This is a genomic window from Chloracidobacterium sp. (assembly GCA_016715795.1).
GTDB lineage: Bacteria > Acidobacteriota > Blastocatellia > Pyrinomonadales > Pyrinomonadaceae > OLB17.
This window is the reverse complement of the sequence record JADJXP010000001.1, coordinates 507585-523252: the sequence shown is the minus strand read 5'-3', so window position 1 is coordinate 523252 and position 15668 is coordinate 507585. Positions and strand designations below refer to the sequence as shown.

Below are 15668 nucleotides of genomic sequence, written 5' to 3'. Positions count from 1 at the left end.
TCAGATACCTGAAATAGCAAAAAGGGCCGCCTTCGATCTGCTCGCAGACAAAAGGCGGCCCCGGCGTGTTTTACTGAGCACTGCCGGCGATAGGAATGTCTGTAGCTAAGCCGAACTGGTGGTTCTGCGACTGGCCGTTTGAACTCTGGATCGCATACCATGTGCCATCTCGGTAAACTGCGATATCGGTCCGTCCGTCGCCGTCGTAATCGCCGGGTACGGGCCGGTCGGTGGCGAGGCCCCACGTCGTGATCGAGACCGCACTGTCGGAGCTTCGGCTGATGTACCAATTCCTGTCCGTTGGGCGGTAAACGGCGATGTCCGTGCGGCCGTCGCCATCATAGTCTCCGGGTACGACACGGTCGCCATTGGCCCCGAATTGCTGAGCGCGGAAGGTATTTGTTCCGCTTTCGACGACATACCAGATCCCGTCCGACGGCCGAAAAACACTCAGGTCGCTCCGTCCGTCACCGTCAAAATCAGCGGTTGCGCTGCGGTTGACGCTGACGCGCGTGGCGGTGTAGATATCGCTGCTTCCGTCACGGGTCGATGCGGCGTAGAGAATCGACCCATCGTGAGATAACGATGCAGATTGGTCGTTGCCGGCCGAGTTTACGGCGGCGAGATTGACGGGTGGATTCCAATCTGCAGAGACGGACCCGCGGGTTGAGACCCAAATGTCCCTTCCGCCCAGCCCGCCGTCTCGATCAGACGTAAAGAACATCTCCAGGCCGTCCCCTCGAATTCCCCCGCTTCTGTCTTCCAACATACTGTTCAATGCCTCAACATTCGTAGGGGCGTTAAATGTTCCATTCGCGTTGCGCGTGCTTTGATAAATATCAAAATCCCCGTCAATTCGGTCGCTCGTGAAATAAAGGACTCCCAACCCGTTCGCCGGGTCCTGAAAATATGCAGGGGCGATCTCATTGCTGGAGCTGTTGACGACCTCGCCAAGATTGACGGGTTTGCTCCAGCCAAAGTCGTTGTTCGGATCAGTTCTTGTTGTGATGTAGATGTCGGCCCCTCCGAAAGAACCTGAACAGTCTGAGCAGTTGAAGAATAGGGTCCTTCCATCTGCGGAAAGAGACGGCAGGTTTTCGTTGTTCCCGGAATTGAGCATCGACAGATTCTGAGGGGTGCCCCATGCCGATGTGACCGTTGCCCGTTGCGAGACCCACAGGTCAATGCTGCCGAGAGTCCCGTCCCGGTTGCTCGAAAAATAGAGGCTAAGCCCGTTCGGAGCGACAGCCGCTGCGCTCTCATTACTCGTCGAGTTCACCGCCGTGCCGACATTCTGCGGCAGACTGAAAACAGAAAAGCTTTCAGGCGCCAATCGGCTCTGCGAAAAGGCGGACGTCGGCATCACCGCCATCAGAGTAAAGAGCGCTAGTATTGTTGAGATCATCTTGTTCTTCATAGTCGTCACCTCTCTTTTCGTTGCTCGATGCAGCGTCGGCTGTTATACTTAAGGGCAAGAAGTTTCAATTTCATCCGAAAGCATTCACCAACCGACCTGCTGCACCGTGCGATCACAGGCTAGGGCGTTGGGTGGCAAGATGTCTTTGGAAAAATTTCGTGGTTTTCTCCTAAATTTCTCCGAAAGCGAAATGGAGGGCGAGGCGAGACATTTATTTCGGTTCGAATCGTTCCGGCTTGACGTTGCGGAACGAAGGCTGCTGAACCAAGATGTGCCCGTTCCCCTGACGCCGAAAGCGTTCGAGGTACTCACTATACTCGTCAGCGAGAGCGGGCATCTGGTTGAAAAGGATGAACTGCTAAAACGCGTCTGGGCAGACTCGTTTGTCGAGGAAGCCAACATTGCGCGCATAATTCACACCCTTCGCAGGGCTCTGGGCGAGGACGAGAACAGCAAGTTCATCGAAACGGTTGCGACGAAAGGCTACCGCTTCGTCGCTAAGGTCACTGAAGAGCGCGCGCCCGCTCAGCAGCAGGCCGAGAAACCGGTAAGATCGGCTGCGTCCGATGAAAAGCTTCCAGACACGACAGAGACGGACGAATATGTTAAGTCGGCAGTTCCAACTGCCGGCCTAACGGTTACATATTCAAGGAATCGTCGTGCCGTCTTCTTCACCGTCGGATTCGTAACCGCCATTTCCCTTGTTTTTCTGCTTTCATTCAATTTCTGGCCAGAATCAGGAAAGCCGGCGGCCAGATCTATCGCGGTTCTTCCGCTTAAACCTATAAATGCGGCATACCGCGACGAGCTTTACGAGATCGGGATTGCCGATTCATTGATCCACAGGCTCGGTTCGATTAAGGGTTTTATCATCAGGCCGCTCAGCGCAACGCGCAAATATATAGACATCGACCAAGATCCGATTGTCGTCGGACGAGAGCAGAAGGTAGATTATGTTCTTGCCTCCCATTACCAGATGGCTGAGGGAAGGTTTCGCATCACGGCACAGCTTTTTAACGTCGCTACCGGACAGATCGAGGAATCTTATAAGAACGAAAAATCAACCGAAAGCTTGTTTGCTATGCAGGATGCTATCGCCCATGAGGTCGCGGCTCTATTGCAGACTCGATTTGCCACCACTTCAATAACCCCGGGAAAACGCGGAACCAACAACGAAGATGCCTATCGGCTTTATCTGCAAGGGAAGTATTTGACGACGCAGGTAAGTGCCCGAGATCAAAAAAAGGCAATTGAGTATTTTGAGCAAGCGATCGAACTGGACCGGAATTATGCGTTGGCATATGCACGAATGGCGAGTGCTTACCTTCGGTTGGATATTCTGAGCGGTGACGTTCCAAGGTCCGGCAAGGCAGCAGAATTTATCAATAAGGCATTTGAACTCGACAACAACTTGGCGGAAGCCTATGTGGCTCGCGGACAGCTAAAGCTTGTATTTGAATGGGACCTTCCCGCCGCGAGAAGAGATTTGTTCCACGCCATCGAACTGGAACCGAACAATGATACGGCCCACTGGTTCTATGCACTGCTTTTGGCCGCCCGCAAACAATTTGACGAAGCGTTGACGGAGATCGAAACCGCGCAAACAATTGACCCGAGCTCGACTCAGTATATGATGCACCGTGGACGAATCTTATATTACGCTCGCCGCTACGACGAAGCGGTTGTGCAATTCGAACGGCTACTAGACTTGGATGAGGATCATTTTTCGAATTGGATGCAGTTTGCCTATGAAATGAAGGGGGACGAAGCGCGTTCCTTTGAGATATTCATGAAAATAATGCAGGAACGCCGAAAATCCGACCACGTTGAAGTTTATCAAAGGGCCTATGAAACGGCGGGCTGGCGTGGAGTCAAGCGGAAAGTTCTTGAGTTTGCCAGACTTGATGTAAAGGAAGTATCCGACAACCCATTCAACGTCGCGCGAGATTGCGCACTGCTGGGCGAAAAAGACGAGGCGTTTGGGTATCTGAACAAGGCCATTGAGAACCGCAAATGGCTTGTGTACAACCTGGGCGTGGAACCGGCGTTCGATTCTCTTCGCGGTGACCCGCGATTCGATGATCTGGTCAGACGTCTCGGATTAGAGTGATCTTTTTGCGTTCGGCAATATGAGACCAATGGCGAGAAAGACTCTAGTTTTTGCCCTTACGATATTTGTGCTTGCGGGGCACTCCGTGCCTAACCTCTCAGCCCAATCACAGGCATCGAACGGGCAGATCGAAGGCACAGTCCTCGATTCAAGGGGTGCCTATGTGCCCGACGCGCTGATAAGCGTTACCAACGTGGAATCCGGGGCCACACGCGAAGTCAGTTCTGGGAATTCGGGCGTTTATCGTTTTCCCCTGCTGCCGCTAGGTAACTATCGAATAATAGCTGAGGCTCCGAATTTCAAGCGGTTCGTGCGCGACGGTATTATTCTATCTGCGGGCGAGATCGCGACAATCGATATCCAACTAGAGGCAGGGACGATCGCTGAGTCAGTGACCGTCTCGGCGGATTCGGCCATCTCAGATGGAGGCAGAACAGACCTAGGACGTGTGCTGGACGCGCGTGAGGTCGGGAACGCACCGCTGATCAACCGCAATCCGCTAAACTTAGGCTTTCTGCACGCAAATGTGACTGGCCGACAGTCCCGCGGCTTTGCTTTTCCTCGTCTTAGCGTTAATGGCTATCTATATCGCATTAACCATCTGCTAGATGGCAACACAAACACTGTCTACAATAATCAATCGCGTTTGCTGAATATTTCCGAAGTGTTTGTCAGTGAGGTTCAACTTGTGACAAATGGTTACGCAGCCGAGTTCGGCGACACCCCGGGAATGATAATGAATGTGATCACACCGTCGGGGACGAATGAGTTGCACGGATCTGCCAGCTACCGATTACGGAGACCACCATTTTATTCACGCCCCTTCTTCTTCCCGGCGGTCGATCTGCCCGGGAACAAGACGGATATTTTCACCGCCGCTGTCGGCGCTCCGATAATAAAGGATCGCTGGCAATTCTATTTCGGATTCGAAAGGCAATATCGCGATGACAAGGCGATGGCCGCGAGGTTGCTGACGATAACGCCCGCGAATCGTGCCCTTTTGATCGGAGCTGGCCTTTCGCCGTCGATCTTCCCGGCGGCGATCCCGGCCCTTGAGAGAGGTGGCTTCTATATCGTTCGGACTGACGCTCAGCTAAATAGCCGCAATCGCCTAACTGCCCGCTTCAACCTGGCTGATCTCAGCGCGGACAATCCTATTTCTGGCGGGCGAAACACCGCTGAACGTGGCCTCGATAATTTCACGCTCAATCAAGCCGTCGCGGTCCAACTTTTGTCTTACACGCAGACCAGATTCAATGAATTCCGTTTTCAGTATGGGCGCCGTGTACAAGGGGCCAGACGGAATGAACTTTCGGGGATTGGGCCGTCGATATTCATCAATAATGTTGCAAACTTCGGCTCGCCGGTCAATGTCGATACCATCTTTCCGCCGCTCCAGGTCACGCAGTTTCACGACAACGTGACTCGCGCGATGGGGACTCATGTGTTTAAGTTTGGCGGTGGCGTTAGTCATCACGCCTACGAGGAGAGAGCCGCGCTGCTGAGTCTTTACCGCTTTCCGTCGATTAATGCATACGTTGCGGCGCGGACAGGGGTAAATCCAAGAAGTTACAGCAACTATCAGGAAGCCTTTGGTGATCCGGGGACAAAGTATAGCTCAACATTCTTCAATGTCTTTGCGCAAGACGACTGGAAAGTCACGCGGCGCTTAAAGCTGACATACGGCCTGCGATATGACCTCTATCGCTTGCCTAAGGCCGACCCGAGTTCGGTGGTCGAACTGTCGCAGAAATTCACTACGGACAAGAATGATCTGGCGCCTCGATTTGGCGTGGTCTATGCTCTGCGTGATGGCTCTCGACCCACTATAATCAGGGCTGGTGCCGGCCTTTATTATGACGCCCCGCTGCTTTCGATTTATCGCGACATACTGCGGGTCAATGGCAATTCTAGATTTTTCAGCTACACTTTTACCCCGAATGCCCCGGGAGCTCCGGCCTTTCCCAACGCCGTAGGCAAACTGCCGCCCGGATCCGTATTGCCCGACCAAGACATCTATACGATCGCGAAGGATTTTGAAACGATGTACGCGATCCATTCCCACATTCAACTCGACCAAGCTATTACCGATGACCTCTCATTCATCGTCGGCTATGTCCGTTCAGCCGGCAGACATCTGAATGTTTATCGCAATATCAATCCAATCAATTCCGTTGCTCAACTGGCAGACGGCAGGCCTGTGTTCGGCGATGACAAGTTTTTTCCCGATCTGGGCTGGGTGGTTATCGCCGAATCGGCTGGGAGCGCGCAATATGATGCGCTTGCCCTGCAGCTCAAGCAGCGATTGAGTCGCGGTGTGCAGTTTAGTGTTCATTACACGCTCTCAAGGGGCATCAACGATGCGCCGGATGGCGATCGCGAGGGCGTGTTCCTCTCAGATCCAACAAACCGTAGCGTCGATATGGGGTACTCGTCTGCGGATCAACGTCATACGTTTGTGATGAGCTTCGTTGGGCAGCCCACATTTCGTCTAAAAAGCAAGTTTCTGTCCTCTGTCTTCAACAACAACCAATTCGGAATTATCGCGACCGCAAATAGTGGCACGCGGTTCAGTGTCTATTCTGAGTTTGATCTAAACAACGATGGTTTCTACTATGATAGGCCGGTCGGGTTCAAGCGTAATTCCGAGAAGACGCCGAACGAGTACAATCTTGACCTCAAATATACACGCGTCATTAGCCTATCGGAGAGGTTCAAATTGGAGCTATTCGCTGAGTTTCAAAATCTATTGAATATCAGGAACATTATCGGCTACAGCAACATTTCAGTAACGACAGATCCGGTCACCGGCAATTTGATCGGCCCACTCCCAGATTTTCGGGCAAGAAATCAATCTGTCGCCCTGGATAGTCGCCAATTTCAACTGGGCGTGAAGTTTAGTTTCTGAACTCAGAAAATTTCCTTAAGCGATAACAAAAACGGCGGGCACATGCGGCCCGCCATTTGTAGTTAGCGTGGTTAATGCCGAACTAGGGAAGAAACCCCAACGCGCTGTTGGCGGCGTCGTGTTGGGTGATGAGCGGATTGGCGAGGTTTGGGAAGACCAGCGTTTCGTCGGCCGGGGAGAGCCCAAACCAGCGGGCAAAGCGCACGGCATACATCTCGACCGACGTTGTCGGTATCCAGCGGCCGCGGCCTGACGCATTGTTGTCGGTGTCGTCCGCTCCGCTCGGGCCCATGACGAGTGTCGGGAAGTAATTGCCCGTGCCGTCGGGCCGGTGGCTGCCGTAAAAGTCACCTCCGCTGACCGAGCCGCCCATCACGAACATATGATTGCCCCAGGCGTGATCTGAGCCGACCGTCGCGCCCGAGCCGGCCGGATTCAGCGTGCGGCCAAAATCGGACAGCGTGAAGGTTGTCACATCGTTATTGACGCCCTGCACGACCATTTCGTCATAGAACGCACGCATCGCCTGGCTGAATTCGCGCAGGCGGGCGTTCTGGCCGTTGTTCTCGTTCAGTTCGTTGGTGTGCGTGTCAAAACCGCCGATCTGGACGTAAAAGACCTGACGATTGACGTTGAGGTCGAGACGCTTTTTGATCAGCCGTGCGACCTGCTTGAACTGCTGGCCGATGTTCGTAGTTGGGAACTGAACGGTGACCTCCTGCGATGTTTGCAGGGCCGCATTCGCCTGCATCGCGAGGTCCGTAACGTGACTCGCCTCCTTGATGAAGTTATTTGCCAGGTCCTGCTGTCTGAGCGTGTTGAAAGCCGTAAGCCGCGCAAGCGTCGAACCTGTCGGATTTGAGCCGTAACCCGCCGGATTCAATACGTTTGCGAGCGACGTCTGGGCGTTTGCAATCGCCAAGGGCAGCGTCGTCTGGCCGGCCGTGAACAACTGCGCTCCTGAGATCGACGTGATCATCGGTATCAGCCCGCTCGGATTGCTGCCCAAGGTCATCTTGTCAGACAATCGGCCGCCCCAACCAGTAAACGCCTGTGTGCTTGAGACACTGGTCTGCGACTGAGCGACCTGGTCTGAGTGTGAAAAGAGCTGGTAAGGCTTCTTGTACTGCGAGCTCAGGTACTGGGCCTTGGTCAGCGGCTGCACGAGGTTGCCGACGTTGCAAACAACAGCGAGATCGCCGCCGGCCCAGAGTTCGTGGATGCCGTTGTTGACGATGGTCGTGCCGTTCGGGGCGCCGACGTTGCCGAGATTTGGATGCAGGCCATACGTCAGGCCGCCAAGCCGAGGCACCGCTATCGGCAGCAGCGAACCCTGCGCGATCGCCAGGCCCTGAGTGCCCCGGGCGGCACTGTATGCCGCATAATTGCTGATCGACGAATCGCTGTGATTCGGTATCACCATATTATTGCCGTCGTTGCCGCCGGCCCAGAAGCAGAGCACCAGGGCCTTGTAGCTCTCGCCGCCTTCGCCGCTGTCGATCACTCGCTGCGCCATCGCGCTGATCGAGCCGAGGTGATGCATCTGCGTTGCGAGCGAGACCATGCCGAGTGCACAGCCGCCTGACTTTTTCAAAAAATCACGTCTTGTTTCTTTCATCTTGATCACCTCTGGACTTGATATTGCGACGATGTCGCGATCAGGTAAACCGCTTGGCGAACACGGTTTAGTGCCTGCGTCGCCGTCGGCGGATTTGAGACTGTAATGCTGTTTATCGCCGTCTGCAGCGTCGCGCGATTCTCGGCGGTCATCGTGCCGTGAAGCATACGATTGTTGAGGTCGTCGAGCAGCATCGTGTTGGTCGGATCGGCGATGACGAGTGCCTGCAGGTCGCTGAAATCATACGACGTTCCGTTGGGCGAGTCGGGCATAGAGACCGAATAGGCCGGTGCAGTAAACACCATTCGATTAAAGAAATTTGCTCGCGCGATGGATGTGCCGGTGGTCATGATCGCAAACTCGGGCCCGTTCAGCGAGGTACCCGGAATGACGTAGTCAGGCGGAAAGTAATTGAACACGGTCGGTGACAGGAACGGCACCTGGCCCGCCGCGCTCAGCTCGCCGCGGCCACGGACGAAGTTGCCGTCGCTCAGCCCGAGGCCGTCGGCCGACTTCACATTGAACGCCCGAGCAAAATTCGTCATCAACTGCACCGGCTCACGGAGCTTGCCGTAATTAGGGTCGGTCTTTGCATCGCCTCGAGCTTCGGGGTCAAGCAGGATGGCCTTTACGACGGCTTTCATATCGCCGCGCGTGCCAAAACCGTTGTCATTGAATACGCCCGCGACGCGGCTGACATATGCCGGCGTCGGGCTGCTCGTGACCATGTGCTGAATCAGGATGCGGCTGATGAATGGGCCGACATTTGGATGATTGAAGATGTTATCCAGGGCCTGCACGATCGATGCATTCGCGTAGGCCGCACGCAGAGCAACCGTGTTGCACGGTGCCGCGCAGGCAGGGACGTTCGTGGTCGTCGAGCCCGGATAGCTCAACAGCGTCTTGGCGTTCAGGTCGTGGTTATTCGTATTGAGCAGCATCGGGTCGATGTAGTTCTGCGTGCCCGCGACGATGTTGGGACAATTCGCAGCATTATTGCAGAACGTCCATCCCGTCAGCACCTTTGTCAGGTCATTCACCACATTCTGATCATAGGTTGCGACGGGGCTGCCCTGGCCGTCCACCTGGACCGTGCCGTCCTGATTCAGCATAAAAAGCCCGATCGTGAACAACTGCATGATCTCGCGAGCATAATTCTCGTTCGGGTTGTTTTTTGTGCTGATCGACATGTCAAGGTACTGGCCCATCGTCGGATTGAGCGTCATGCCGCACGACGAACAGGTATTCAGGCCTGGCGTCGCGGTTGGGACATCGAAGACCCGCGGCCCCATCAGATCACGAAAATTGCCAAAGGCATACTTGCTCAGCACCTTGTGATACTCGACCATGTGTCTGCCCTGCTGCACGTCGGCACCGGAAGTCACCCAGATCTGGCTCAATGCCCACGCGACGCGGTGCCGCAACTGCGGCTCGCCGTAGAAGGCCTCCTTGATGAACCACGTTTGCGGCTGGTACATAGTGTAGTGGTCGCGTATGCAGTTGACAGGAATGTTGTTCTGGCAATCAGCGGTCGCGTTTCCCGGCATCAGCGGAAACTCCGGATACGGGAAAGCAGTCCCCGGATACGGAGCCTCAAATTGCTCAGCAAGCCAGGTTCGGAGTCCTATGCGACGGATGCGGTCGTCGAGAGCGGCGGTCGGGCCGAATCCGGCCTGTTCGAGGAATCGTTTGCGGTCACCCGACCAGCGATAACCGACGTATTCGGGTGTCGGCGGCTGAGTGCCGACCGGTGTCGGACGCGAGCCCGGCGGATCGGCGATCTTGCCGCCGGTCGAACCGAAGCCCAGCCTTACCTTGTTACTGATAAGCCCGCGCCACGTCACGCCGACCAGAATGTCGCCATCGGCGGCCGGCGGTTCCCAGAATCGGTTTTGGTCCGTCAACTGCACGGTCAATGCATAGATGTTGCGGCCCGCTGTCGGATCGTTATACGGTTCGATGCTGAGAACGGGGAATGTGTAATTTCGTCCGTTGGCATGCTCGACGTATACGCGAAATGCATTTGCCCCTTCATCCGGCAGCAAGCTCAGATTTGTGACAAACAGCACGACGCGCGAATCGGGCCGGAAGGCACTTTCGGTAATGCTCTTGATAGGAATCTTGCCGAGCCGTTCGGCCGGAATGGCCACGGCACGTGTCGAATCCCGCATGCTCAGCAGGATCGGGGTCGGCGAATTCGGGTTTGGGTCCGAAATATTCTGGCCGAGCCCGACGACCGACAAGACGCCCACGACGGCCGTCGTCGACATGATCCGCAAAAAACCCTGCGAATATCTACTCTTCATACCTTTCCTCCTAAGGCAACCTACGCGTTGTATTTCTCAAATGAGTCCGGCGATGCAGTGGAGCGGCGTCGCGGTTAAAACAGTTTATACAATCTCAAATCTACAACATTCCCAATGCAAAAGACAATACTTTTTTCGTATTTCTAATGCTGTTAGACGTGACATATACTGCGATAGCCGAAAAAAAGTAAAGAACTCAAGATGACCGTTTCCATACATATTCCTGTGCCTGAGAATTTTAGCTTTCGCTCCACGGTTTACAGCCACGGCTGGTCAGAACTGGCCCCGTTCGAACTGGACGACCAGAACTGGCGCTTGAGTACGGTATTTAGCGATAAACGCGGCCGGACGGTGTCGGGCATGATGTCCGAAGAAAATGACTGCGTTCGCGTCGCTCTCGCGTCGTCGCGGATCGATCTGGAGGAAATCGAACGGGATGCACGCCATATCCTCAGGCTTGACGATGACCTTTCAGGTTTGTATGCAGCGGTGGATGGCGACGATCATTTGTCGTGGGTCGCAGAAAAGGCCGCAGGGCGAATGATCAGGTCGGCAAGCGTCTTTGAGGACCTCGTTAAGACCATCTGTACGACGAACTGTTCATGGGGCCTTACAAAACTCATGGTCGCGAACCTCGTCGATAAGCTCGGCCGGCCGGCCGCAGGTGGGAAACGAGCATTTCCGACGGCTGAGGCGATGGCGTCGGTCGACGAAGCGTTCTATCGACGCGAGATCAAGGCAGGTTACCGCTCGCCGTATTTTGTCGAACTCGCCGGATCGGTCGCCTCGGGCCAGTTCGATCCTGAAGCTTGGCTGGATTCGCCGCTGAGCGGGCAGGAACTGCGAAAAGAGATGAAACGCGTCAAAGGCGTCGGTGACTACGCAGCCGACAATCTGTTGAAATTGGTCGGCAAATACGACGGCCTTGCCCTCGATTCGTGGCTGCGCTCGCAATTCTACAAGAAATACAATCGACAAAGGCCGTGCAAGGACAGCCGCATCGAGCGACATTACAAAAAATATGGTGATTGGCGCGGCCTCGTGATATGGTGCGAGATGACCGAGCGGTGGATCGTACCCTGCGCATAAAAAGAAATCCATCGCTATCGCGTTCCTTTGCGTCTTATCTAGGTGTCTTCTGCATCGTGTCTTGGGTTCTTAAGCAGAGTCCGCTGAGTGGGCGGCATTGTCTTTATTGAGCCTGCGACGGTGTTTTGTAGTATTATAGGCGTCATTCCCGTATAGGTAGTGCAATGATCGAGACCGGGACAATCCTTCAGCAGCGTTATCGCATCGACAGACAGATCGGGCAAGGCGGTATGGGCGCGGTCTATATCGGCACTGATGAGCGCTTTGGCAGCACTGTGGCGATCAAAGAGACGCTGTGCATGGACGATAACTTTCGCAAAGCGATCGAGCGAGAGGCCCGGCTGCTCAACAGCCTCAAACACAACGCCCTGCCGCGTGTATCTGATCATTTCGAGGAACGCGACAGCCAGTTTCTGGTAATGGAGTACATTCCGGGCGAGGATGTCGCGACCATGCTCGAGGCGGACCACGCTCAGTTTTCGGTCGATCAGGTGCTGAGATGGGCGGATCAATTGCTCGATGCGCTCGACTATCTGCATCACCAGGACGTTCCCGTGATCCATCGGGACATTAAGCCGCAGAATCTTAAGGTCAATTCGCGCGGCGATATTATTCTTCTGGATTTCGGACTGGCCAAAGGCAACCCGACCGATGCCGGGCATCAGACGGCGGCGAAAAGCATTTTTGGATATTCGCGCAACTACGCTTCGCTTGAGCAGATCCAAGGTACGGGGACCGACCCGAGGAGCGACCTGTATTCACTGGCGGCGACGCTCTATCACCTATTAACGAATGTTGCCCCTGAGGACGCTTTGACCCGGGCAATGGCCGTGCTGAGCCAGCGGCCGGACCCGATCGTGGCGGTCAGCAGGATCAAGCCGGAGATTCCCCTAGGTGTTGCGGGCGTTCTTCTAAAGGCGATGGACCTCAACGCGGATGCCCGGCCCGCAGATGCTACTGAGATGCGCCGGATGCTCCGCGAGCATGAGAACTACGGCTATCTGGCCGCCGTTGCCCCGGCCGCGGGTTTTGCTCCGGCAGTGCCGAGCACCGGCGAGCCGACAAAGCTGATGCCCGAGGAAACAAGGGCTGCGGCGGCACTTGCCGGTGGTGTTTCAGGGTCAACTCACCCTGAGAACGTTTCTCAAGTAACGTCGATTAGGCCCGGCCTGATAGACCAAACCGCATTTGGCCAGCCGGTAACGACCGAGGCACCATCGACCGTGCATCGAGGCCTGGCGATGACGGCCGGTATGGTCGTGGTCTTGCTCGTCGGTGCGGCCGCGGCCGGCGGGCTATATATGATCAAGCCGTCAGTGTTCGGCCTTGGGACAGACGAAAAAGGAGTCGAGGCGCCGCCGTCATCGACCGAGGCGAATACGGCTCCGTCCGGAGGTGACGTTTCTGTGACCGGCGGCGATGGCGGGAACGCGGCGAACAGTGCCACGTCAGATCACACAGCGGTCCCGGCGAGTGAACCGGGCCGCACATCGGATACAGGCCAGACCGACACGACCAAGGCCGGAAAGGCGCCGGGCAACGACCGCCCGGGCAAACAGTCGGGAGATGACGAGATGGACCCTGGCTTTGAGGAGGACATCTCAGGGCCGGACGAGATAACGATCACAACCAGCGATCCGAACGGGACGGTCACTACGCGAAAGATCCGCCAGCCCGACCGCCAGCCTCCGGCAGGCAGCGATGACCCCGGTGATTTCAAACCGATTCCGCGGGGTTTCGATCCGAGTAAGATGACACCCGAGCAGCGGCGGCTCCTACAGGAGCGGATCCTCCGACAGGTCGTCAGGCCAAACATTCCACGGCCGCCGTCCAAGCCGAAGAACTGACCTTTCAAGCGCTCTCAATTACTTTCTTTAGCCTCGCGGTCCACCGGTCGAGGTTTTCGTGCGGTTCGATCGATGCGTCCTCGGTGACGTGCATTAGCGGGTGATACGTTACCGTCACGCGTCGGAAGAATCGCGGGTATTTCCAATCGCGCGGCCAAATGCGGTTGCCGCCGCGGATCGTGACCGGAAGGATGGGGACGCCGGCCTGAATAGCGATACGCACGACGCCGCTCTTGAATGGCAGCATCTCACCGTCCGGTGTTTCGCGGGCACCCTCAGGAAAAACGACCAGCGCGGCGCCGCTGCGTAAGCTTCGCAGGGCCTGCTTCATCGCCCGGATAGTGCCACCCGTCTCGAGCGACACGGGAAATGCTCCGAGATAGGCGATTAGTGGCCCGATAAATCTCCACTCGAACGCCGCGTCCCAGGCCATGAAGCGCATCGGATGCTTGATCGGGATACCGATCCACCCAGGGTCAATGTAGGTTTGGTGATTTGCAGCTATAAGATAGGCCCCGCTGCCTCGAGCAGGAATATGCTCAAGCCCCGAGAAACGGATGAACCAGAGCGGTTTACTGACCAACCACGTGATCGCGCGGGCCAGCCAATTTACGATCCGTGGAGGATCAGCGTCTGTTGCAGCTTCCGCCATTTGAAAAAGACCGGCAAAGCGATGCCGGTCTTCCTAGATTAAACACGCAGCGTCTCTGCTGCAAAGCCGGACTCAGGCCGCACTCCGCTGGAGTGCCATTAGCCTTTCCATTGGAAACTGGGCTCCTTCGAACTCAAGATGAAGGGTCGAAGTGTCATCCTCGACGGCCTTTTGGTTGCGAACGATGGCGATCGAATAGAAATCGAGGAGCTTGCAGGCAAACTTGACCTTGTCGCCGATGTTGGCATTTAGCTTGGTCGTGACCGACACGCCGCCGGCGCTGATGTTCTTGGTATAGGTTTCTTCACGCGCAAGCGACTTTTCCTCGCGCTGGATCAGGGCGATGGTGACCGGCATCGTCAGCCAGGTGCGCGGCTTCTTGCGCTTCGTGAACTGCGATTCGGATTCCGTGATCGCCCACGAGCCGTCGCTATTCATTCCCGAGATCCGATAATTCTGAGTCGGGTCTGCCTTAAAACTTTCCGGAATGTCCTTGCCGATGAGGCCGATGCCGACGTGGTAGACGGTAAGCCCGTCAACGGTGGCAGCATTGCAGTGCTGCACGATGCCCATCACTTCGTAGAGGTCAAGATCAGTATCGTAGATACGAAATTCCTTCGGCATCGGAAGGATCAGATTGACCAGTCGCCCGACGGTGCAGCTGCGCGACAGGCTGACACCGAGCCCATTTCGCGAGACGGTATTGACCTTTGTGACCTCTTTCCAGAGTTGGCCGTTGCCTTCATTGACCTGGACGATTGTCTTGAGGTCGGCGAGGGCCCGCTCGCTGCGGCGAAGGTCCAGGATCGGATCCGTATCAACTATTGGCCGTGGCGGCGCGGCCTGTGTACTAAATTCAATAACACTCATTGTAATGCCCAATTTTGGGCCAGTTTATGTGGATGTTGAGGGGTCAGCCGATGCCCTCAAGCGGATAGAAGCGGTCGATAAACTCGAGATGCAGCCGCGTGATGCCGTCAGGGCCGATACGCGAACCGCGCACGACCGAGAGTATCTCGATGTTGTGTCGGGGGCTGAGCACCCGGAGGAATGTTCCGGTCTCGGCATTGAGCGTCGTAAAGACGGCCGCACCGCCGAGACTTATATTTTCCGTCACAGTGGTCTCAGAAAGCAAGACATTTCCTGCTTCGTCGACTTGTTCGATGGTGAGAGATTCGGGGATGAAATACCTGGTTTGCTTCCTTAGGTCCTTTGGCAGGTCCGATTCATCGGCGTGAAGGTTGGCCTCCATCAGGTGCCACATTCCTTTGCCATCCTCCTCGCGGTGGGCGAGGTCGTAGAGCCGCGAAGGATGCTCGATATGATCGACCGGCGGAGTCTTGCCTGTAAACGCGACACCGATCGAATATTCAGGTTCAGCGGAACTTTTTCCGATCGAGATGCACCGTCGAACCAGTGCCCAGACCTTGTATTGCGGTTCGCTGTAGTCAAACGAACGCAGCTGACGCGGCATCGGCACCGTCAGAAGTACCAGACGGCCACGCTTTATCGGCCTTTTGAGCGTAAAGCCCGCTCCAAAGGCTGATACGTCGTTTAGCCGCGTGATCTCGTACCATCCTACCTTTACATCGATCTTTACCTCAACGCGCACCGGCAGGGGCAGCGAGATCCGCTGTATTCGGCGATTTTCCTTCTCGACGACGGGCTTTGGAAAAGCACGGTCGATGGCACGCGATTGTTGTGATGGCGAGTTCAACATC

The 15668-nt window shown here is 55.7% G+C and carries 10 protein-coding genes; 4 read left to right on the top strand and 6 right to left on the bottom strand.

Features of this window, described 5'->3' with window-relative positions; genetic code table 11:
• Positions 1-70: 70 nt before the first annotated feature.
• Positions 71-1417 carry a PD40 domain-containing protein gene (locus IPM59_02350; protein MBK9214435.1) on the bottom strand — a complete coding sequence of 449 codons (1347 nt, stop codon included), beginning with the start codon at positions 1415-1417 and terminating at the stop codon, positions 71-73.
• 139 nt (positions 1418-1556) lie between these two features.
• On the opposite strand from IPM59_02350, the gene IPM59_02345 reads away from it, so the two are divergent.
• Complete coding sequence (locus IPM59_02345) at positions 1557-3527, top strand: winged helix-turn-helix domain-containing protein (protein MBK9214434.1); 1971 nt, start codon at positions 1557-1559, stop codon at positions 3525-3527.
• Between the two features lie 28 nt (positions 3528-3555).
• The gene (locus IPM59_02340) at positions 3556-6435 is read left to right on the top strand and encodes a TonB-dependent receptor (protein MBK9214433.1); all 2880 of its coding nucleotides are present in this window, start codon (positions 3556-3558) and stop codon (positions 6433-6435) included.
• A gap of 82 nt (positions 6436-6517) precedes the next feature.
• On the opposite strand, the gene IPM59_02335 is transcribed toward IPM59_02340, so the two are convergent.
• Both IPM59_02335 and IPM59_02330 read right to left on the bottom strand, forming a co-directional pair.
• Positions 6518-8053 (bottom strand): DUF1501 domain-containing protein, encoded by a 1536-nt coding sequence (locus IPM59_02335; protein MBK9214432.1) that lies wholly within the window; start codon positions 8051-8053, stop codon positions 6518-6520.
• Positions 8054-8058: 5 nt separating this feature from the next.
• Positions 8059-10359: a DUF1800 domain-containing protein gene (locus IPM59_02330; protein MBK9214431.1), complete on the bottom strand. Its 2301-nt coding sequence runs from the start codon at positions 10357-10359 to the stop codon at positions 8059-8061.
• Between the two features lie 201 nt (positions 10360-10560).
• Between IPM59_02330 and IPM59_02325 the strand changes: the two genes are divergently transcribed.
• Entirely contained in the window at positions 10561-11448 is an 888-nt protein-coding gene (locus IPM59_02325) for a DNA-3-methyladenine glycosylase 2 family protein (protein MBK9214430.1), read from the top strand.
• Between the two features lie 164 nt (positions 11449-11612).
• Positions 11613-13295, top strand: a complete 1683-nt coding sequence (locus IPM59_02320; protein ID MBK9214429.1) for a serine/threonine protein kinase — start codon at positions 11613-11615, stop codon at positions 13293-13295.
• 4 nt (positions 13296-13299) lie between these two features.
• Here IPM59_02320 and IPM59_02315 read toward each other — a convergent pair whose 3' ends face one another.
• The 3 genes from IPM59_02315 to IPM59_02305 all read right to left on the bottom strand — a co-directional run bounded on the left by IPM59_02315 (position 13300) and on the right by IPM59_02305 (position 15667).
• Positions 13300-13947, bottom strand: coding sequence for a 1-acyl-sn-glycerol-3-phosphate acyltransferase (locus tag IPM59_02315; protein MBK9214428.1), 648 nt, complete (start codon positions 13945-13947; stop codon positions 13300-13302).
• Between the two features lie 72 nt (positions 13948-14019).
• Complete coding sequence (locus tag IPM59_02310) at positions 14020-14817, bottom strand: PilZ domain-containing protein (protein ID MBK9214427.1); 798 nt, start codon at positions 14815-14817, stop codon at positions 14020-14022.
• A 43-nt stretch (positions 14818-14860) separates the two neighbouring features.
• Positions 14861-15667 (bottom strand): PilZ domain-containing protein, encoded by an 807-nt coding sequence (locus IPM59_02305; GenBank protein ID MBK9214426.1) that lies wholly within the window; start codon positions 15665-15667, stop codon positions 14861-14863.
• Between the last annotated feature and the right edge of the window lies 1 nt (position 15668).